General features: G+C 64.8%; 14 protein-coding genes and 3 pseudogenes. 6 read left to right on the top strand and 11 right to left on the bottom strand.

Annotated elements, in window-relative coordinates:
- Positions 1-21 precede the first annotated feature (21 nt).
- The 10 genes and pseudogenes from GA0070609_RS16525 to GA0070609_RS16580 form a co-directional block, all read right to left on the bottom strand.
- Positions 22-851 (bottom strand): IS5 family transposase gene (locus tag GA0070609_RS16525; protein ID WP_157748212.1). Its coding sequence is split into 2 segments (ribosomal slippage): positions 22-485 and positions 485-851, totalling 831 coding nucleotides; the frame shifts between segments, so codons are not numbered across the junction.
- A 1,568-nt stretch (positions 852-2,419) separates the two neighbouring features.
- Positions 2,420-2,725 carry a hypothetical protein gene (locus GA0070609_RS35240; protein WP_408630668.1) on the bottom strand — a complete coding sequence of 102 codons (306 nt, stop codon included), beginning with the start codon at positions 2,723-2,725 and terminating at the stop codon, positions 2,420-2,422.
- A 57-nt stretch (positions 2,726-2,782) separates the two neighbouring features.
- Positions 2,783-3,316 (bottom strand): RICIN domain-containing protein, encoded by a 534-nt coding sequence (locus GA0070609_RS35245; protein ID WP_088994617.1) that lies wholly within the window; start codon positions 3,314-3,316, stop codon positions 2,783-2,785.
- Positions 3,317-4,123: 807 nt separating this feature from the next.
- Positions 4,124-5,323 (bottom strand): IS110 family RNA-guided transposase, encoded by a 1,200-nt coding sequence (locus tag GA0070609_RS16550; protein ID WP_172899343.1) that lies wholly within the window; start codon positions 5,321-5,323, stop codon positions 4,124-4,126.
- Positions 5,324-5,773: 450 nt separating this feature from the next.
- Positions 5,774-6,025 carry a hypothetical protein gene (locus GA0070609_RS34480; RefSeq protein ID WP_172899349.1) on the bottom strand — a complete coding sequence of 84 codons (252 nt, stop codon included), beginning with the start codon at positions 6,023-6,025 and terminating at the stop codon, positions 5,774-5,776.
- A gap of 24 nt (positions 6,026-6,049) precedes the next feature.
- Positions 6,050-6,211, bottom strand: a complete 162-nt coding sequence (locus GA0070609_RS34485) for a helix-turn-helix domain-containing protein (RefSeq protein WP_172899350.1) — start codon at positions 6,209-6,211, stop codon at positions 6,050-6,052.
- 589 nt (positions 6,212-6,800) lie between these two features.
- A complete protein-coding gene (locus tag GA0070609_RS16560) occupies positions 6,801-7,148 on the bottom strand; it encodes a glyoxalase superfamily protein (protein WP_088994618.1) in 348 nt (115 codons plus the stop codon).
- A 74-nt stretch (positions 7,149-7,222) separates the two neighbouring features.
- Positions 7,223-7,846: pseudogene (locus GA0070609_RS16565) on the bottom strand (transposase).
- Positions 7,847-9,350: 1,504 nt separating this feature from the next.
- Positions 9,351-10,271, bottom strand: coding sequence for a helix-turn-helix transcriptional regulator (locus tag GA0070609_RS33910; protein WP_231928308.1), 921 nt, complete (start codon positions 10,269-10,271; stop codon positions 9,351-9,353).
- 294 nt (positions 10,272-10,565) lie between these two features.
- The gene (locus GA0070609_RS16580) at positions 10,566-11,744 is read right to left on the bottom strand and encodes an ABC transporter substrate-binding protein (protein ID WP_331716940.1); all 1,179 of its coding nucleotides are present in this window, start codon (positions 11,742-11,744) and stop codon (positions 10,566-10,568) included.
- A gap of 681 nt (positions 11,745-12,425) precedes the next feature.
- Here GA0070609_RS16580 and GA0070609_RS16585 point away from each other — a divergent pair.
- From GA0070609_RS16585 to GA0070609_RS16600, 4 genes and pseudogenes are all read left to right on the top strand, one after another.
- Positions 12,426-12,785 (top strand): annotated as a pseudogene (locus tag GA0070609_RS16585) (transposase); the annotation flags it as partial.
- A gap of 1,386 nt (positions 12,786-14,171) precedes the next feature.
- Positions 14,172-14,807, top strand: a complete 636-nt coding sequence (locus tag GA0070609_RS16590; RefSeq protein WP_088994622.1) for a toll/interleukin-1 receptor domain-containing protein — start codon at positions 14,172-14,174, stop codon at positions 14,805-14,807.
- Between the two features lie 30 nt (positions 14,808-14,837).
- Positions 14,838-16,391: a condensation domain-containing protein gene (locus GA0070609_RS16595; protein ID WP_088994623.1), complete on the top strand. Its 1,554-nt coding sequence runs from the start codon at positions 14,838-14,840 to the stop codon at positions 16,389-16,391.
- A 49-nt stretch (positions 16,392-16,440) separates the two neighbouring features.
- Positions 16,441-17,679 (top strand): MFS transporter, encoded by a 1,239-nt coding sequence (locus GA0070609_RS16600; protein WP_157748214.1) that lies wholly within the window; start codon positions 16,441-16,443, stop codon positions 17,677-17,679.
- Positions 17,680-17,785: 106 nt separating this feature from the next.
- On the opposite strand, the pseudogene GA0070609_RS16605 reads toward GA0070609_RS16600, so the two are convergent.
- Positions 17,786-18,916, bottom strand: a pseudogene (locus GA0070609_RS16605) (IS110 family RNA-guided transposase).
- A gap of 229 nt (positions 18,917-19,145) precedes the next feature.
- Between GA0070609_RS16605 and GA0070609_RS16610 the strand changes: the two are divergent.
- Together GA0070609_RS16610 and GA0070609_RS16615 are read left to right on the top strand one after the other, a co-directional pair.
- Positions 19,146-19,388, top strand: coding sequence for a phosphopantetheine-binding protein (locus GA0070609_RS16610; protein WP_088994625.1), 243 nt, complete (start codon positions 19,146-19,148; stop codon positions 19,386-19,388).
- A 20-nt stretch (positions 19,389-19,408) separates the two neighbouring features.
- On the top strand, positions 19,409-20,896 hold the full coding sequence (locus tag GA0070609_RS16615) for an AMP-binding protein (protein WP_088994626.1): 1,488 nt from the start codon (positions 19,409-19,411) through the stop codon (positions 20,894-20,896).
- Positions 20,897-20,904 lie beyond the last annotated feature (8 nt).

Here is a 20,904-nt window from a genome sequence, read left to right on the forward strand (position 1 = left end):
GAGCCGTATCACTTAGAACTCCTAACTCTTTGACTGTCGGAGTCGTCGCCAGCAGATGATGGCGCAGGCGAGGGTGAGGAAGGCTTCGTGGATGTCGTCGCGGATCTCCCAGCGGATGCGTAGCCGGCGGAACCAGTGCAGCAGGGCGATGGTCTGTTCGACGACCCACCGTCGGGCGCCGAGGCCGGAGCCGTGTCCGGTGCCGCGTCGGGCGATGACCGGGGTGATGCCCCTGTCGCGGAGCTGGCGGCGGTAGATGTCGTAGTCGTAACCCCGGTCGGCGTAGATCCGACCGGGTCGCTGCCGCGGGCGACCGCGGATGCCCTTGATCCGGGGGACCTTGTCGACCAGTGGCAGCAGTTGGGTGACATCGTGACGGTTGCCGCCGGTCAGGGTCGCGGCGAGGGGGATGCCTCCCGCGTCGGTGATGACGTGGTGTTTCGAGCCCGGGCGGCGGCGGTCGACCAGGCTCGGACCGGTTTTGGGCCGCCTTTGAGCGCCCGGATGTGGGAGCCGTCGATCACCGCCCGGGACATGTCCAGTTGATCGGCGGCCCGGAGTTTGCCCAGTAGGACTTCGTGAAGTCGTTGCCACACGCCGGCGTCGCTCCAGTCCCGTAGCCGGCGCCAGCAGGTCATGCCTGACCCGAACCCAAGCTCCTGAGGCAGGTACTCCCAGGGGATCCCGGTGTAGAGCACGAACAAGATCCCGCACAATACCTTCCGGTCATCAAGCGGCTTGCGCCCTGGATAGCGTAGCAACGGCTCGATCTCGGCCCACAGGTCGTCCGAGACGACCCACGGCGGCTGCTCACCTCGCCTCACGGCCGACCACTGTAGTTGATCATCCATGAAGGACAGCTCTATGCGTCCGCCTAGATCATTCTGTTAGGAGTTCTTAGCCCCACGGGTCGCTCCTTCCCTCGACCCACGCTTACGCCGGATACGGCCGATGCATTACAAAACCTAGCGTGGGGACGTCGTCGCCTTCGGGTTGGACGCGCGCGACCCAACCGGTCGTGATGCCCAAACCCCTGTTCACGGCGAGCTGCCTGGTTACCTCTCGTGCTGGTGACCGCTGCGCCTTGCGGCTACTGGCCCATGCATGGTCTACGACGGCCGGAGAGAGGACGTGGGTGCCCGCAAGGATGTGCATAGTTGACCTATGCTTTCGGCCGTTAGGTCTACGTAAAGCGTCACCTGTTCGGGGAGCGTACGGCGATGGATGCCCGGTCAAAGCAGAGCCTACGTCGTCCTCTTGTCTGGGTCGCGCTCGTAGTTGCTGCCGCAGGGGCGGTGGCGGGGACCGTGTTGGCTGTTGCGGCGCTGACAGATTTCGGCAAATTTGGCAGCCCGCCTCAGCCCTCGCACGGACCGTTGATCGGCGTAGTGACGGATAGCTCACCTCCGTCCGGGCTCCTGCCTACGCTTGATCCGGCTGCGCGGCAACGTGAGTGCGACAAGGCCTTCGCCGCCCTGCCCAACGACCTTGACCCTGCGATACGACGACTCAAGGCTGAGCAACTGAGCGAGATTTGCGCGACCCCCACGGGTCCGACGATCCCGGCTGCTCCCGCCACGCCATAGCAACGAAGCGCCGTAGGCCACCACCTCCAGGAACCGCAGATGCAGGTCGCCGGCGCGATTGTTTGTCGTCTTCGGCGTCAACAGCGCGGCACAGGGCGGATCTCCTCGTCGGGCAGTCTCCGACCTTCCGCCTCCCCGGACGGGGACAAGGTGGAGCGCCCTACCGGACGAACGATCTTGGTCCGGGTCCGGGGGAGGCCGGTAGCCCTAACGGGTTCAGAGCGGGTTGGGCTCTTGCCGCCTCGATGCCTCGTCACAAGCGGGAGCTTCGGCATGGCCCGGCCCATTCGGGGAAGCCGGATCCCGGCTTCGTCCCTGGTTCGAGCCTGCCAGCACGGAACACCCCCCGGTTTATTCGGGCCAGGAGCCCTCGACGTAAGACTGGTAGCCGTGCCGGTCGCTGGGATCAAGGGATGGCTCATCGGATGTCAGGCCATCGAGCCTTTCCATTAGGGCGCCGCGCGATCCCGGTCAGGGCAAAGACGAGCCCAACCGCGCGCTCGCGTATGCCGGGCTCCTCGGCCCTGCGTCTCGGCGAGGCACGGCAGGGCCATGGGCGCGCTTCGGCTGGCACGGTTGCTGAACGTCGCTGCCGCACTGCTGGCGTCGACGGGTCTGCCGTCCTGACCCAGTCGAGAAAGCGACGGTGTAACCCACCGGCTACGTCCAGGGTATGCCCTCGGCGGCCTGGACGACGAAGGAACCGAGGTATAGGACCAGCGACACCGGCGCATCCGCGCACTCCGCGCGAAGCGCGCGCCACCACGTCGGGCGGGGCCACGGTGGGCCGCAGCCTCCGCAGTTCCAGATCGGCATGACCGGGCCGTTGGTGGTCACCGCGCACCCTCCAGGAAGCGAACGGTGATCGTCCGGGCCTGCCGGCTGGTCGCCCATTCGATCTGCCAGCAAGGGTATGGAACAAGGCGTGACCACCAGGCACGGCAGCCTGCGCAGAGGCCGTCGGACGCTTGGACGTGTGCGGCGAGGATCACCTGTTCCTGGCCTTCTTTCACTGTGCCTTCTCTCTGGGCCATGGCCCGAGGGAGTCGCTGCGGCTGTGAAGCCAACCTGCCCTGCCACGCCCCGCATCGCGCCCCGATGAACCGTGGCCACTGCCGTCGGGCACCAGGGCACGCCAGGTTCCACGCGCCCCGAGCGGGCGATGCTGCCGGGGGGCAGTTCGACTGGTACCCCGGTTATGCCGAGTTTGGGTCGTAGTTGTACTGAAGAATCCAATGCTGATTGGCCGCCTTCAGGTCTCCCCACAGTTGGACTTTCATCCCATTGACGGATCCGCCGGAGATATCCGCGTCAAGGATGAAAGGATAGCTGGCAGAGCTATGATAAATCATATCGTTCTCACTTGGCCCCTCAGCGTTTCGAGCCATCCACCGTTGGTTGTTTCCGCCGTGGCATGTCCAGAGTTGAACCTTGAGGCCGTTATTGATGGGACGTGAGTTGTCGCTATCGAGGCACATGTTCCCAAACCGCCCGTTTCTCAACTCCGCAATACCCGTACGCATGTTACTCCACGTGTACCATCGCTGGTTCTTTCCCCCGTGACAATCCCATAGTTGCACCTTAGTTCCATTGCTACCATTGGTCGCGTCCGCGTCGAGACATTTGCCATTGAGCTCATTGCGTATGATGTAGTAATAGGAGGGAAATGCTTGCGCTGGTGTTTGCACAGCGACCACGATCGCCGCTACAGTAAATCCGAGAGTGACCATTACGCGTAGAAGTCGTTTCACAGGTGTTCCTTTCGAACATTTATCACGATGATCAGGGTGGGTCCCGGCAACCCCTTCCGAGCGGAACCAGCTATCACGGACGATCGTCCGTGATACGCATATATCTGAGGTATATCCGTGGAATGCCTCGGTTGCATCTCCGAATACGCGGCCCGCAACAATCGCCGGAGGTCATTTCTGGGCATGCTGCGGCAGTAGCGAAGCTTCAGGCATGCTCGCAGGTCCAGAGAGAGTGGCGAAGCCGGGGCATTGCCGCTCGCGACTGAAGGATGACGGCGGGACAAGACTCCCGGCAGGGACAACAGCAATGGGTCGACGGTGCCATCGAGGCCCAGACTCGCGCTCGCGGCATCTTTCAACAGATCGGCGACTGACACGGCGAAGGCTCAGAGTCGGGCATTCTGCGCCTCACACTGACGTAGCTACGCAAGCTCGATGTGGGCACGTTCACAGTGGCAAGAACGATGGCGGCTTTTGATGACGCCGGCGACACCCAGATACGGCCGCCGTACGTGACTGGCTCAACGTTCCGTGGGTGCGGTGGCTTCGGGCCCGCCGCATCCGCACGCACGCTTGAAATGCGGCGTACAGGTCGACGAGGGACGCAAAGCCCCGCCCGGCCAGGACGTGGTCCCGCACGATCGTGACCTGACGTTCGGACCCGGCCCTTCCCGGTGGGTCGGTAGGCAGCGAGGACGTCGATGTCGAAGTCGTAAGGCCCGGCGAACTCACCGCCTCCGGATGCAGCGGCACCGCCTGCCCCGGGGGGTGTCCCTATGGGTTTCGTCAAGTGGGGACGGGGGTTGTCGGGCGTGGTTGGTAGGGGATCTTGTCGCGGAGCATGGCGAACAGGACGTCGCAGCGGCGTCGGGCGAGGCAGATGAGGGCGGCGTTGTGGCGTTTGCCTTCGGCTCGTTTGCGGTCGTAGTAGGCGCGGCTGACTGGGTCGGCCAGGGCGGCGAACGCGGCGAGGAAGAAGGCGCGTTTGAGCTGCTTGTTGCCGCCTCGGGGTGGGTGTTCGCCGCGGATGCTGCTGCCGGAACGGCGGGTGACGGGGGCCAGCCCGGCGTAGGCGGCAAGGTGTCCGGGGGTGGGGAAGGCTGTGGCGTCGCCGACTTCGAGGAGGATCCGGGCGGCGGTCCTGACGCCGATGCCGGGCATCGACGTCAGGACCTCGGCAAGAGGGTGCGCATCAAGCATCCTGTCGACTTCGACGGCGACCTGGTCACGTTGACGCAGCACCTCGCGGAGGCTGTCGGCCAGCCGGGGCAGGATCGTCTCCGCCGCTTGGGTGCCGGGAACGGTGACGGTTTGCTCGTCGAGTGCGGTCATGATCTGCTCGACGAGCCGTTGGCCCATGCGGGGCGCGTGCACCGCGGCGATCGAGGCCAGTTTGCGCCGGCCGGCCTTGCGCAGCCCGGCCGGGCCGCCGCAGCGCGACAGCAGTTCCAGCACGGCCTTGTGCTGCACCTTCGGGCCGAGGACGCGTTCCAGGCCGGGGTGGATCTGGGTCAGCAGGCCCCGGATCCGGTTCGCGATGCGGGTTGCCTCGCCGGCGAGGTCGTCGTCAAAGCCGACGAGGACTTCCAGCTCGGCCAGGGTCTCGTCGCCGGTGTCGACCCGCCTCAGGGTGTGCGGCAGGGTGCGAGCCGCGTCGGCGATGACGTAGGCGTCGCGGGCGTCGGTCTTCGCGGCACCGGGATGCAGGTCAGCGATCCGCCGCATGGCCAGTCCCGGCAGGTAGGCCACCTGATGACCACACGCCCGGGCAACCGCGATCGGCAGGGCGCCGATCGAGGCCGGCTGGTCGACCACCACCAGGACCCGGCCGTGACGGCCGAGTTTGTCGAACAGCTGCCGCAGCCGGGCCTCGGTGTTCGGCAGCGGCCCGTCGTGCAGCCGCTTGCCATCCGGAGCCAACCCCACCGCGTGGTGATCACCCTTGCCGACGTCCAACCCGAGGAACACGCCGTAGTCGCCGTGCACCCCACGCCCTCCTCACCCACGCCACCTACCTCGGCCGCTGGTCCAGGCGTCGGACTGCCGGCAGCCACGTTACGAAGCGACCTACCCGCAGGGTGGCCGTGTCCCTATCAGCGGTCCGCCGACGCCACCCGACCCGGCGACAACACCCCCCCGGATCATCCGCACGACAGGGGCAGTAAGTCATACCGGGCCGGGCGACCAAGGGCCCCGGCCGGGGACGATCAAAAAGGTAACGGGGGGGGCGACATGCCGACGCACGACCGTCTTCATCCGGTCATTAACGATCGACTTCGGCACCACACCAAAGTGGGCGAACGCCCGCCGATGGCACTCCCAGAACGCCGACATGTCCTGACTCGAAGTGAAGCAGCAGAATGGATCCCGCGGTTACGACAACACCATGTGGAACGAGAAGACCTCGCGATCCCGACGCGAGCCAGGATTCCGCCTTCATCGCCCCAGTCGACCTACGCCTGCGCACCGGGAACCACTCGAACCTGCGGTGCAACCGGCCCAGTCCGTCCGAGGGATGCCCATCTCCGCTGCGATCCGCGGCCGGGCTTCCTGCAGGTAGAACTTCACCCGCTGGTAGTTGCCGGTGAACCCGTACTGCTCGACCAGCCGCTCATGAATCACCGCGCCCTTGAGCAACAACTCCGCCCGCAACCACGCGTCAATCACATCCGCGAACGGGCTCAACACCGACGCCCGAGCATCCCGACGCGGTCACCGCTGCGGCGGCGCCGACGCGGCCTCGCCAGCCAGGTACTTCCGCACCTGCTTGCGATCCAGACCGGTCTCCCGAGCGATCTGCGACAGGCTCAGCCCCGCCTCATGCAACGCACGGTACCGGCGCAGCTCCAGCCACCGCTCCGACCGCAGAATCATCGCCGCCTCTCCACCAGTTCATATCGGGCTAAGTCTTACATATCGGACACACCGCCGGCCACCGCCACACCGTGACCTGGCCACGTTTATCCGTACCTACCTGGGGACACCAACCCGTACGCAGACGGGCGTGTACGTCGGTGCCGCGGAGCAGGCGGGCCCGGTCATCCACTACCGGTACGAGCCAGGCCGGCGCGGCTGGTGGAAATACGGACCCGGATCAACACCGAAGCGATCGTCGGTGGCGTGACCGACAGCATCGGCGACCCGGACACCCTGCTGCTCGGCCGATTCGACCGGCGAAGACCACTGCGATACACCGGCCGCACCCACCCACTGAACCCCACACAGCGCGCAGAACTCACGGCGATACTCCCCCCGTTCGCGCGATGCCGCGCCGCGGCGCAACGGTGCACCCCTGGCAGCAGCCACTGCCGCCATCCTGGTCCGGACAACTGGACCGACCCGAACCACTGCCATATGCACAGGTAGACCCCACCACGGTGGTCGAGATCGACGCCGACGTGGCCTCCGAGCACCAGCGGTGGCGACACCCGGCCGTCGCCGGGCGGCTATCGCCGGGTTGGTCTTAGTTAGTGACAGCCGTCTTCGGTGTGCCGACGCGCAACCTATTGCCGTCCGGGTCGGTCACCTCGAAGTCGCGCCCCCACTCCATGTCATCGATCTCCCCGATGCCACAGGCGGCGGCCATCGCATCAACGTCTCTGACGCAGAGATAGACCAACGTGCCGGGGCGGGCATCGCCTGTGTGCTCGGAAAGGTGCAGGTGCATGCCTCCTCGGGCGATTCCCACGTAGCGCGGCATGCCAGGCGCGAACCGGTGTTCCCAATGCTTGACGAAGCCAAGCCTCTCGTACCACCGGGCAGAGGCATCGGCATCGGCGACCCGAAGAACCGGCGCAAGATGTTCATCCATCGGTCAAGTATCAGTGCCTGCCTGCCCTGCTCGCTGCCCTGCCCTGCCCGCCCATCCCGATGCTCATATGGAGGTCAAGGGGCGAGGGCGGCGAAGTCGCCCCGTAGGGCGGTGTAAACGTAGCGCTTGAGGCAGCGGAGGATCTCTTGCATGCTGAGGCCATCGGTGATGCGTCGCTGCTGGTAGGCGCGGGTGCTTGGGCCGTAGCGCAGGCGGCAGAGAGCAATGGGCGTGCAGGGCGTGGTTGGCGGCGCGGCCGCCTCTGCGGTGGAGGCGGTGGCGGCGCACCCGTCCGGAGCTGGCGGGGATCCGAGCCGCCCCGCACAGGTGGGCCAATGCTGCTGCTTCTGAGCGCAGCCGGTCGGGATTATCGCCGGCGGTGGTGAGCAGCTGGGCGACAACGTCGGTACCGACGCCGAAGCGGGTCAGGAGGTCAGGGCGGTCGACCTTGACAACGGTGGCCTTCCGGCTGGTCAGCTGGCGGGCCAGGCCAGCACCGTAGCTGCCAGTGCCTTCGACTCCACGGCGATCAGCCGCCCGAACGAGCGCATCCAGGCCAGCAAGTCTGCATAGCCGTCGCTATTTACGGGGAACGCGGCGTCGGCCAGCAGCCCGCCGGCGCTGTCAATAATCGCCGCGTGGTGGGTGGCGCGGTGGGTGTCGACACCGCCGATGACCGATCGCTTCTTCGCCGCCATGCTGGTAGGTCCGCCTTTCTCCGTCGCGTCGAGAACACGCGGACACGCCACCGGTCAGGCGACCCGGATACCACAGTGGTGGGAGCCTCTCGCACGGGCTCCTATCAGGTCACGACGCCTGGCCGTTGACATGCAGCTGCCGGGGGCCATCGGGCCGGCCGACGAATCGGGATGAGGACAGCAACCGTCGGTCTGCCGGTGAGTCAGACCAACCCTGGGACCCACCCCGCCATCCTCACTGTCTGCGCCGACCCACACATCGTGGAGCGGCCAGGGCCAGGGTTACAAGGTGGAACGCGCCTGCTGGGTAGTCTCAATGGCGCCTGTCAAGCCAGCGCAAGAGAACTAAGCTAAGAAATCGGCTTGAAGGCCGCCTCACACGAACCCGGTCAACCCGTCGCCTACTCCACTGGCTATTCCGGGCTTGAGCTGGTGCACCGCTGGCCACGCGTCACGCAGCCGGACCTCATTCGAAGCCGCCGTCGGTCGTCACGAAACATGCCACTCGAAACCCCCGTCGGCGCTAAGATCGGCGCCCCGGCTGTCGACAGGGTTATCCGGTATGGCCGTTCCGGTCGACGACACGGCGAGAACCGACCGGTGTACGTCGTGGTCCGGCACCAAGCGGGTCGATTCGGTCGCCGCGAGGGTCAGCATGCCGATGGCCGTCGCCGGGATAACGCGTAGGAACATTCGATTGGCTCCGTATACTCTGGGATCGAGATCGCAATATCGATTCGCTGATGTGAACATTCTTAGATCCGTCCGTTGCGCTGTCACGACCTCCGGCCGGGCCACAGGCTGCCTTGCAGCTTCCTGCCCGCCCCGTCCGCAGCGAGCGCGAGATGCCCTAGAAAGCGACGAAGCCGAGTGTCGCTGCCGATCGGCGGAAGCCGCGTGTCACCTACCCACCGGCCACCGCATCGACCTGACCAGGGCCTCCGCCGGAGTAAGCGGTTGGGCGACCGGACACAGTTCAGGGCTGGGCGAAGCCGGCCAGGGCCATCCGTACGATATCGGATGCCTCGCGCACCGAACCGTGGTAGGACGCGGACGGCATGGACGTCTCGCGTAGTGGACGCGAAATCGGTTCCCTGTGGCGACCTCACGGAGTTGCTCGAACCAGGCGCCGATTGGGCAACACCCTCACGCTCGATCACCAGCGCGAAGGGTGTCGTAGGCCCAGGCCCCCGCGGACCTTCTCGGTCAGGACCCACTCGCGGGCAAAGGGTGGAACCGGCGGAAACTGCCCGCCGGTCGACCATGTCGACCGACGCGCCGCCGACGAACGGTGCTGTCCGCCAGTTCTTCTGGCCGGCGAGCAGGGGCAAGCCAACCGGCGCCGCGGCACGTCTGGAACGTAGTTGAGGTACATGCCCGCCAGGGCCGAAGGGGTGTGGGAACCGAGGTCGTCGCCCGCCTCCTCGGACTCACCGCCACCCGACCTACTAAGCGATGGCAGGGTCGAACTGCTCCTTCGCAGCCGGCCCCTCGCGGGCTTGGGTCAGATCCAGCCCTTCCGCGCCGCGGCTACCCCCGCCTGGAACCTGCTTGACGCGCAGAGCCGGCTGGTGACGTCGGCGACAATTCGTCGCACGGAGCGAACGGAGAGTCCGAGCTTGCGCGCCACAGCCTCGTCGGTCCGCCCGTCCGCCAGCAGCCTCAGCACGTCCAACTCTAGCGGCGTCGGCGTGTCCGACTCGGTTCGGGAAGGGGATTGGAGAGGCTCACCAGCCGCCCAGACCTGGTGGAACAGAGCGCAGATGGCGAGCATGACGCTCGGACTGGTCACCTCCACCGCGCCGACCCCCGGGTCGCTCGGGCTGATCGGCAGCAGCGCGACCGCACGATCCACCACGACCATCTTCAACGGCACGGACGGCACCGTCCGAATCTGCCCGCCCAGGCCGGAGAGCCATTTCGCGTACGCGACCGTGTCCGGGTCGTTGCGGTAGGCGTCCTGATAGACGCAGCGCAACTCGACACCGCGCGCCAGAGCCAACCTGTTGGGATCCCGGCTCGCCGCCATCGCCTCCGCCCCGTGGGCTCCACCCGGACTCAGAGACCAGCACTCGCGTCCAGCCATGTCCGCCAGTTCAACGAGCCTGGCGCGGACGGCGGCCACGCCCTCTAGTCGGGTGATGTCGTTGAGCCCCTGGACACGCGACTCGTAGGCCGCGGTGATTGTCGAAATCGCTTGACGGGTCGCCTCGATCTCCTGCTGCTGTCGATGAACCTCTTCCTCCGCCCGATTCAACAGTGGAGCGAGCCCCAGAACCGGGTTTACCGGATGCGGATTCTGCGACTCCGACGGCGCTAGTAACGACAGATCCGCGAGTACGTCAAGGGCCCTGCGAATCGACCGTTCGCTGATTCCAAGATGACTGGAAAGATCAACAACCCCCCACGACGGTTCGGCAAGCATTGCACGATAGACTGCTTCCGCGTCTCTGGAAAGCCCTAATTTGATAAGCACCTTAAAGTCCTCCCCGTTCGATCGAAATCGTGTCACGCTCCCCCGCCGCCCACAACGCTGGCTCGGCGATGGCAGCCCGGCAGAGGCATCAAGCTTGCCTTTCGCTGTCACGTGGCCGCACCGGCACCAGCCATCCGACGAGCGGTAATTAGGACGGCGGACGCAACGAGGACCTGGCACTAGCACGTAAGGCGGTAGTTTGCCTCAAACGTCGGTAGATCCGGCAGTTAAGCCTCCCGTCAGTCAGCTTGAGTAAAGGGTCCGAAAGCGGTCGGGTTGCGCCGGATCTCGATCAACGATTTGGATTGGCGACCAGGCCCATTGCCAGACGCTAATGCCCGGCATACGGGAGAACTGAATCTTCCCGCGGGTGCCTTCGATGGCAACGCGCGACCAAGGTCTAGCACTGCCTGCCCGGTCCACGCCGTGAGAGCGCAGCACCTCGGCGAGGATCAAGACCGTGTCATGGCCCTCGAATGCAACAAAGGACGGCGCTTCGGCTAGCCGCATTCGAAGGGCCGTCTCGACCCGCGCGCCACGTGGGCTGAGGCGATCGGGCAGGTAGCGCAAGAATGAAACCCCGGCACCATCCTCACCCAACAACGTGGCCCATTCAGCGAACTCCGGTTGCCCCGCTGGAGCACCAATCATGATCGCGGCTAGACGCTGGTCGCGACGGACAGACTTGACGATCGACACCGCTGGCTCCGGGTGTCCGACCAAAAGAACGAGGGCTGTCGCGCGATCGTCGACGAGTGCCTCGCAGACCGCCATGGGTGTGAGCGAGCGCACATCGAGTTCGGTGATAGTTCCGCCGTGCGGAGCGAGGCAATCCCGAAGGATCCGCGCTCCTGACGCCCAGTACACACTCGGTTCGATTGCTACGGCGATTCGACGGTGGCCCACACGGAGGAGGTAGCCTGCGTAGATCTGCCAGCCGTGCGACTGCGCCGGGGCCAGGCGCGCGACCCATTCCGTTGGCTGTTCGGTGAGCGCGTCGAGGACCGCTGACGAGCAGAGGAACGGAAGGCCGAGGGCATGGGCCTTGGCGGCGACGGCGCGAGCAACAACGCTGTGATACTCCCCAGCCAAGGCAGACACACCTAGCCCAGCTAACTCATCCACAGCCGCCGCAGCCCTTTGTGGATCAGCCGCGGTGTCTCGGACCACCAACCCGAGTGGCGCCCCCGCGACCCCACCGGCGTCATTGACCTCGTCAACAGCCAACTCGAGCCCAGCGAGCAAATGCCTGCCTGCCGCGACCCAGCCCGGCCGAGATAATGGAACGAAAGCACCGATCCGAATGGCCGGTCCGTCAGCCCCCTCCGCTCCCGAGGGCAATGAAGAGGTATTCATGCTTCGTGTCTCCTGTGAGACGATTCGATCCAGCCTCGCCCGGATCTCAAAATGGTGGGGTCGCATCCGGCGGCCGTTCGTCAGATCACCACCTGACACGGACCCTGACCACCTACGACCCCGATCGACTCAGACAACAGATCCTACGGGCTGTTTCGTTATCGGGCGAAGACGTCGCCTGGTGCGGGTCGGTGTCCAACTCACGAGGTGATGCTGTGCAAGTTGGTGATGATGAAGGTGGCCTCGACTAACACGCAGCGGGCGCGTTGGTAGTAGCGCGAATCTTCCTGTTCTCACCCAATCAGGTCGGTCGGAGCCCGGGCGCAGATGGTCTCTGCCACGCTACTGATTAGCGCGAAGCCAATCGTGGCCCAGCTCGGGATACGCCTCAGTCGCACGGCGGGCCCCTCTCTAAGAATTCACAACATCCGCTGAAACGACTTGACAGCAGAGGTTCGGTGCACACGTTGAAACATAAGGCCAGCTTATAGGAATTCAAGCTTTCTTGACGATGTATCAGTTCGATTTTGAAGAAGTCAGGTATGGCAGAGGTATAACCAGTCCACAGTTGCACCGTTTGTAGAGCTCCTGGTCGAACCTGGTAGTCGACAACCACAGCGCCGACAGCGAGCCGACCGCCGCCGACGCGGCAGCGTGCATGGATCGTGTGCCCGATCCCGCGCCAGCGCGGCTCGGCACAGATGGCCTAGTACTGCAACGGCAGTTGTGGATGCTGTGTAGTGCATGATGTCTGCCGTGACGGTGGCGGTGGTCGATGCGTGGGCGGCGGAGCTGGATCGGTTGCACGCTCGGATCGCAGGCCGGTTCCGGCGGGCGGAGCCGCGGGCTCGGGTCCGGCAGTACCTGTGTGGGCTGGCGGCGGGGCTGCAGCGGAAGAACGGCTGGACCTTGGCCGAGCGGGCGGGTGAGGTGTCGCCGGACGGGATGCAGCGGTTGCTGCGGTGGGCGGACTGGGACGTCGAGGCGGTCCGCGATGACCTGCGGGACTACCTGATCGAGCACCTCGGTGACCCGCAGGGCGTGCTGATCGTCGACACTCACCGCTTCACCAGCGCCACACGCCACTACGGCCCCCGCCGTGACCACGGCCGACCGTTACGCGGCCAGTCTGCGGCACTCGTTCAACAAGCTCATCGGGCAACTCCACCACTGCCTGCAATCCCGCGACGAACACCGCGAAGACCTCGGGTTTCCGACACCCGCCACCGCAACAACGTGACTCTCGACTGCATTGGGTGTCTGTCCGCGACGTCATGAGCTGGGCGGATCCTGCGCCGGCCCGCAGCCCAACCGCTCGACGCGGATCGCGAGGGCTCGGCGGAGCGGATGTCAATCGTTGACGTTGCCAACGGACAGCATGAATGCCAGTGAGCGGCCGACGCCGTCGCAGGCGAGGCTGATCTTTTTGGTACTCGTGGCGACAGCCAGGAGGTGGATGGACGTCGAGCGGCAACGCTTTCCGCTGCCTCATGCGCCGTGCGGTCGGCTGATCTATGCGGTGACATCACCGGCTGGATGCGGTCGAGCGCCCACACCTCCGCGAAGTGGATCCTAAACCACTTGCGGCCGCGGCAAGGGCCAGCACCCGGTCAGCAGCGGGCTGGCCTAGCGTCTGGTGGCCGGGATGGTCATGCCTCGCCGTGGTCAATCTCGACGTCGCGGCGGTGGCTCTCGGCGCTATCGCGGCCCTCACCACGGCTGGCGTGGCAGGCGTCCTCCCGCTCATGCGGCTGACGGCCTCTTCAGAGAAGGAGCACGGCTCCAACAGGCATGCTGGCCACAACCGTCCAAGGCAAATTCCGGCCAGGTCACTTCCCTTCCGCCAAACCCGAAGACGTTTAAGGATGTTCCTAGAGCCACCGAGAAAGACATGCATGGGAGTGGGTCGGCAAGAAGATGCACCTCGAGAATCTGGAAAATAATCATGTTTATCGTATCCCAGTCCCGCCGTGGCCATCACCTTTGCCCCTGTCATCCTTGGAGTCGGAGTCGCATATGCTTAGCACCAAGGGATTGCGGTTGGCGATATGGCTGATGGCGAAGCCGATCAGGCTGGCGCCTCCGCCTCTAGCAGCCTCATCTAAGACTGAGCTGCGCTCCTGTCACAACGGCCTCCGTTCATCTCACACGATTCACCGTAACCAAGCAGGAGGGTTCTGGCACGCATCCTAACGCGGGCTACCCTCATGGACATCATCTGGAGCGCGGAACGATCCTCCGAAGACGTCGAACACGTCTCGCTCGAGGTTGATCGCCGGAGCTTCATCACCGGCCTTCCCACGCGATCGGCAAAAGGTGCACTGGTGAGGGCCTTCCCGCGAATTGATCGAGCGCCTCGTCGAGATATCGCCGACTTTCCTAACCTGTACCAACGCTGACGTAAATCAGGAGAACGTCACCGACGTCGTCGGCAACGACCGTCCGTGAATTGAAGGAAACAACGCGGGATGGGGTACCGATGAACGATCCAACATGGCCTTCACGACAGCTGACAGCGCGAGGCCATCAAACACGAATTCGACCTACGGGATTGCCATGACTAGAACATCGAGCCTGGATATGAGCCCCAGTGCCGTCGAGGTCCAGGCTCAGCGCCACCAGGCACTTCCACGTACGATTTCCAAAACGGTCGGCGATGCCGGCTTCGACATCTTCCTCAGTTACAACAGCCTCGATCGGGAATGGGTCCAGGGGATCCGGGATTCGCTGGAAAGGCAGGGTCTCGCCTGCTGGATGGACTCTATGGAATTGGCGCCAGGCGACCATGTTGCCGCCCAGTTAGAAACGCTGCTCGACACCGTTCCGGTGGCCGCCATAATAGTCGGTGGTCACGCTATGGGCCCCTGGCAGAGACATGAATACTACGCTTTTTTGAACCGATGGATCCGTACGACGTCGGCGTTACAGCCGGTCCGGCTTATCCCGGTGCTCATTACCGGCGCGAACGGGCCGCTCGCGCTGCCTCCGCTGGTGCGCTCCCTTAACATGGTTGACCTGCGTACCGATTGGGCCGCCGGCATGCAGCGACTGGCCGACGCGACACACGCGCACCGAAAAGCGCGAGCCATCGAGAAACCACTACCGCGCGCCACCTTGACAGCCCTCTAGGCCGACCACCCGCCGATATCGGGAGCAACGATGCAAGAGTTGGAAGTCCGCGAGGAAAGCTTACCGGAATCGACGATATCTACAAGGGAACACTTGATCGCCCGCGCGTTCGCCGTGGAGCTCGGTCTTCCATGTGTCGACCCTGACGAATGCTTCTTCGAAAACGGCGGCACTTCATTGAATGCTGTGCTTCTCGTGGCGAACTTGCAAAGGCAGGGTTTGCGAGTCTCCCTAGATCAAATTGCGCGGTTCCCCACCGCGCGCCGCCTCGCCCGCGTCGCAGTTGAGCGCGACGATGCAGCGACCATCATCCATCCTGCACCAGAGGGCCGGATTCCTCTTCTCCCGATGCAGCAGGAATGGCTAGCCAATGGGATACCCAGGCCGGGGTCTAATGTTGTAGGTTTTCTCCTGAACGCGTCCGAGCCACTCGACTTCGCCGCGATGGATGCTGCAGTCCGCGCGGTGGTCGACCACCACGACGGCTTGCAACTTCGATTGAATCAACACGATTGGCCGCGGACCCAACGCCTAGACCGCACACCCGCCGGGCCATTCCTACGCATGTTGGCGAGATTCCCCGACGATGAGCTGGAACTCCAGCGCATCGCCGACGAACTGCGCAGCGATTTGGATCCGATCGATGGCCCGGTTGTCCGGGGTGCGCTCTTTCCGGGGAGCGACGATGAGGTTGGCCGCCTTCTCATCGTGGTGCATCATTTCTGCGTAGACGCGGTTTCCATGCAGATCGTCCTGGCGGATCTTGACACCGCATACATGCAGATCAGGAATGACAACCAGGTGGTGTTGCAGCGACGGTCGAGCAGCATCTTGGAACTGGCACAGGCGGCTTCAATGTTCCATCTGAGGCCCAGCGCAGCCGAGTCAGTGACATATTGGCTGGAGCAGGCCGAGCTTCTGCGCTCGGAGGATACCGAACCACGTCTTACGCTGACGAGGCGGCGTACCGGGCAAATTATAAAAGAAATTTGTGGAGTCCGCCCTTCTGTACGGGTCCTCTTCGGTGCCCTGGCATATGCCGTACGCCGCTCGGAAATGCGAGACGTGCTCGCGGTGCGGATGACCCACCACGGCCGGGGACGGTTTTCCGCCCAGCTTGACCTCGCGCGGACCGTCGGATGGCTCGCCACGCAGATTCCTGTGGTGCTCGACCTGCGAGCCATCCAGAGCGTCGGCGGCGCGATGGCATTGGTTGATCAGGCACTCGCCCGAGCACTGCGCTTTGGCGAGAACTACCAGTCCCTCGCCCAATGGCTGGCTGGACCGGCGGGCGCAATTATTAGGTCGGTCCGTGAACAGAGCGACGTCACCTTCAACTACTACCTGCGACAGCCGAACCTGATGCGCGACGCACAGCTGGCGCCGGCTAACCAGCAGCCTCACTTCATGCCCACGGATACCACGCGAGTGCCCGCCATGGCGCTGTACATCAGTGGCGACTTCACAGGGCCGATGTCCCTCCGCTGGCAATTCGATCCGGCGATCTACGACACGGATCTCATCGATCGACTCGCAGAGACGCAGGTCGCCGCAATCAAAGAGGTCTGCGATGGCGACAAATGAGAACGCCGTCGGAATCACTCTGCGCCCCATGACATCCTCCTTGCGATCCATGTCGTTCGTCGAACGCGTTCTTCTGCTGAATGCCTTCGTCCTCAGCTTCGGATTCGGCCTGTACGCGACTACCAGCGTCATTTACCTAACGCGTTTCTCGCATATTTCTGCCCAGCAGATCGGCCTGGCGCTCTCTGTCTCGGGCATCCTTTGGATGCTTGTGGCTGGCTCTGCCGGCCGTACCGTGGATCGCGTCGGTGCGCGGGAAACCGCCATCGGCGCTGGCCTGCTCAGCGCCGCCGTTGTTCCCTTGATGATCTTCGCCCAGGGATTCCCGGCATGCTGTGCCGTGCTCTGCGCTTTAGCGATTACCCAGAAAGTCAGCAGTGTAGGACACAGCGCCTTGGTTGGTCATCTGCTCGACCAGGATCGGCGTGTCAAGGTCGCCGCCCGCAACCACAGCATGTCGAATGCGGGGCTGGCAGTCGGCAGCGCGGCGGCCGGCGTTGCCCTCGTTGTCGGCACCCGTTCCGCGTTCGTGGTGATCCTCGTCGTATTTTCAGCATCGCTCGCCGCGGTTAATCTGATGACCCGCCGCCTACCCAAAGTGACGCCGGGCGTCGTCCGGCGAACGAACGCCAGCCGGGTGAGCCGGCGCCGGGGATTCCTCTTCCTGTCTGTCGTCATCGGACTAATTTCTATCCATGAGACGATCCTTGTAATCGGCATGCCCCTATGGCTGCTGCACCACACGCGCGCGCCAGCGCCCCTAGCCGCCTGGCTGACCATCGCGAACATGGCCTGCGTCGTCTTGTTTCAGGTTCATGTGGCCCAACGGACCGACTCGGTTCCGAACGCACGACGCGCCGTTGCGCAGGGAGCGATCGCCGTGGCTGCCGCATGCGTCGTCATCGCCCTGGCCTCGTTGCCGCGGTCCGCCACGATCGCCACCTCGATCCTTCTGTTGGGGGTGCTGACCCTTACTTACGGCGAGATGCGCGTCGCCGCGGGCGGGTGGGGACTGCGCTATGGCATTGCACCGCGGGCCGAGCACGGTCTCTACGGTGCCATCTTCTCCATGGGCAAAACAGCCGAAACTGCAGTAGGCCCGGCCGTGGTCACCTTCATGACCGGCAGCTTCACCATCTTGGGTTGGGGCATCTTGGCCGCCGGATTCGTCGGCTTGGCATTCCTGATCCGGCCAGGAGCAGCCTGGGCCGTGAAAGAGCAAACCGTTCGCTTGGCGGCCTCCGTCGAGCCTGGGCCCACCCCGACCGGTGTGGTCGTCCGGACGTGATCAGAAACCGCAACCACATCGCCCGGAGGGAATCTCAATGACCGTGTCAAGCCCTCGCCGAGAGCGGGGGCGTGTTATGGAACTCGCGGTCGTCGCGCAGCAGTGCTCAGAGCACGTCGACCACTCTGCGGGCCAGGGCGATGACGGCCTGGGTGTGGCACAGTCGACGGTCGCGTTTGCGGCGGTGGAACGTCTGGGAAGCGCCGCCGGCGCGGAGGCTGGACCAGGTGGCCATGTAGATGACCCGGCGCAGGCCGCGGTGATAGCGCTCGGGTCGGTGCGGGTTGCTGGTACGGCGGCCGGAGTCGAGGGGCACCGGTGCGAGCCTGGCCTAGGCGGCCAGCCGGGCCGGGGTGCCGAACGCGGCCAGGCCGCCGGTGGCGACGAGAAACCCCGCGCCGAGGATCGGCCCCACGCCGGGTATGCTCTCGATAATCTTCGCCTGAGGGGGCATACGGAACCTGTCAGGGAGCAGCCTGTCGGTGTCCTTGATCTCCGGGTCCAGGTCCGGCAGCCGGCGGGCCAGCCGGGCGATCAGAGCGGCGTTGGTGGCCTCGGCGGGCAAGCGCACGGTCTGCGCGGCCGCGGCGATCAGCGCATTGTCCACCATGGCCCGGACGCCCCTGCGCCATGCGCCGGCATCGGTAAAGTACGCGGCCAGCTCGGTCGGACCGGCGTCAGGGACCGCTTGCGGGGTCTGGTAGCCGGCCACCAGGATCAACGCGCTGCGGGTGGAGTAGTCGAAGGCCCGCTCCAGCGCAGGGAAGATCGCGGTGAGCAGCTCGCGCAGCCGGCTGACACCGCGCACCCAATCGGCCAACAGGTCGGCGCGGTGGGCGACCAGCAGCGACAACTCCACCACCAGCTCGTTCGGCGTGAGCAGCTCGATCAGGTCGCGGCGCAGCCCGGCAGTGTCGGCGATGACCCGGGCGTCCCTGGCGTCGGTCTTGCCCTCACCGGCGAATGCACCGGCCATCCTGTTGACAATCCGGCTGGGCACGTAAAGCACCCGCTGACCGGCCGCGACCAGCAGCGCCGCCGCCGCGCAGGTCAGGTCCACCGCCCACCACACCTCGACGCCGGCCAGCCCGGCGCGGGTGATCAGCGCCCCGATCGCGGCCCGGTCGTTGACGATCCGCATGGATCACAACAGCCGCCCCTCTGCATCGAATGCCGCCGCGTGGCGCGCTTCCTTGCCCGCGTCGACACCCGTTCGGACCACTTCCCGAGCCGTCACCCAGCCCGACCTTCCCTCCGCGTAGGTCAACCCCGTGGACAACCCCGCCGGCAGGTCCTTAGACAGCGACGACACGCGCAGATCTCAATCAGCGGTCGGGGCGACCAGAACGGCGAGGCGGCCATTCCCTCCGAGCCATCGCACGGCAACCAACCATCAGCCACACTTCGCGGCCCTGGGCATCCAGGGCTCCAACCCCAGACCCTTCGACCCTAAGGATCGATCCACCATGACTGACATCTCTGCTGAGGTCGCCGCTGTCTGGTGCGAGCTGCTCCGCAGCAACACCATCGATGCGGACGATAACTTCTTCGCGCTCGGCGGCGACTCGATGGACGCCGTCGTCCTCATACAACACCTCGTCGACAATTTCGGGGTCGAACTGTCAGTCGCCGACGTGTTCCGCGACGCGCGTTTCTCGGCGGTCGTCTCGCTCGTACAGCAGCGCGTTCGGCTCGCCGCTGTCAATTGACACCTAGAAACGAGACTCTCATGACCAGCACCAACATTTTCGATCTCTTGTGTAAACAATCAGTTGCTCAATCCGATGACGTAGCCTATATCGGCACCGATCGTGAGTACAGCTACGCGGAGCTGTTCGAACAGTCCCGCTCTGCAGGTAACTTGATTAGTGCGGCGATGACTCGCCCAGGCCCCGTCGCGGTGATCACTTCCATGTCGGCGGCCCGAGTTCCCGCAGTGCTCGCCGTAGCAGCCGCCGGAGGCACGCTTATTCCGATGGACCTCGAATGGCCTGCGGAATGGCGACGAACAATTATCGAGAAGTTTGCATGTACCGGGGTTCTCACGGACGACGCAAGCATGCTCGACGAGCTGGACGGAACTGTTCTTCCCGTGCCCGTCCTGGGCGGGGATCTCGTCATGACGGCATGTCGGGCCAAGCCAATCACCACGTGGCAGGAACACCTGAGCACCCTGCAGTACCTCATCTTTACCTCGGGCAGCACCGGGGCACCCAAGGGCGTTGGCATGAGCGTCGACGCTGCCCGTCGCCACATCGTCAGCACGATCGCCTGGCTAAATTTGGCTCCTAGTGATCGCGTCTTGCAGTTCGCCCGGCTGGCATTCGACACGTCGCAGGAGGAGATCTGGCCCGCGCTGTTCGCCGGCGCAACAGTGGTTGCCGGCGTCGTGACCACGCCGACCTTCTCCCAGCTCCAGAATCGTATCCGCGATTGCGGCGTGACCGTGCTCGAGCTGCCCACGGCGTACTGGCGACAGTGGGCGTCGTATCTGCGCGATCGTCAACCGGATCTGCCGAGTCTTGCGACGGTGATCCTAGGTGGCGAGGCCGCGTACGAGTGTGACGCGCACATGTGGCGCGCCGGGGGGCTTGGCCGAGTCCGTCTGATCAACTCGTATGGGCCGACGGAGGCTGGCATCACCGCCTCCGCCTACGAAGTTCCCGCCATGGTGCCGGACACCCCGGATCCCCTGCCAATCGGGTATCCCCTGCCCGGCAAGGAATTGATGCTCGACGAGAGCGAGCTCCTCATCTCGGGATCCACGCTTGCCGACGGCTACTTCACCGCCGACGGGTTCTTCACGGACCGCTTCGCGGGTGGGCGCTTCTACCGGACCGGCGACCTTGTCCGCCAACTGCCGGACGGATCGTTCGTTTTCCTCGGTCGCGTCGACCGCCAGGTGAAGATCCTCGGCCGGCGGATTGAATTGGAAGCCATCGAGGCCGCCCTAGTGCGCGCCGGAGCCCTGGAGGCCCGAGTCGAGACTAGCAACGACGTTCGCGGCCGGACACGCCTGCACGCGCTCGTCGCCGCGGACGTCGACGTCGACCTGCTCCGCTCGAAGCTGCGCGACATACTGCCGGACGCCTTAATGCCAGCACGCATCGTCGCCGTAGGAAGCCTGCCGAAAAACGCCGCGGGGAAGGTTGACGTCCGCGCTGCACGCCTGCTTATTGCGGAGCCTTCGAACATCGCACCGGCAACGGCCAGTTAGGGGAACTA

Origin of the sequence: Micromonospora echinaurantiaca (genome assembly GCF_900090235.1) — a bacterium.
Taxonomy (GTDB): Bacteria; Actinomycetota; Actinomycetes; order Mycobacteriales; family Micromonosporaceae; genus Micromonospora; species Micromonospora echinaurantiaca.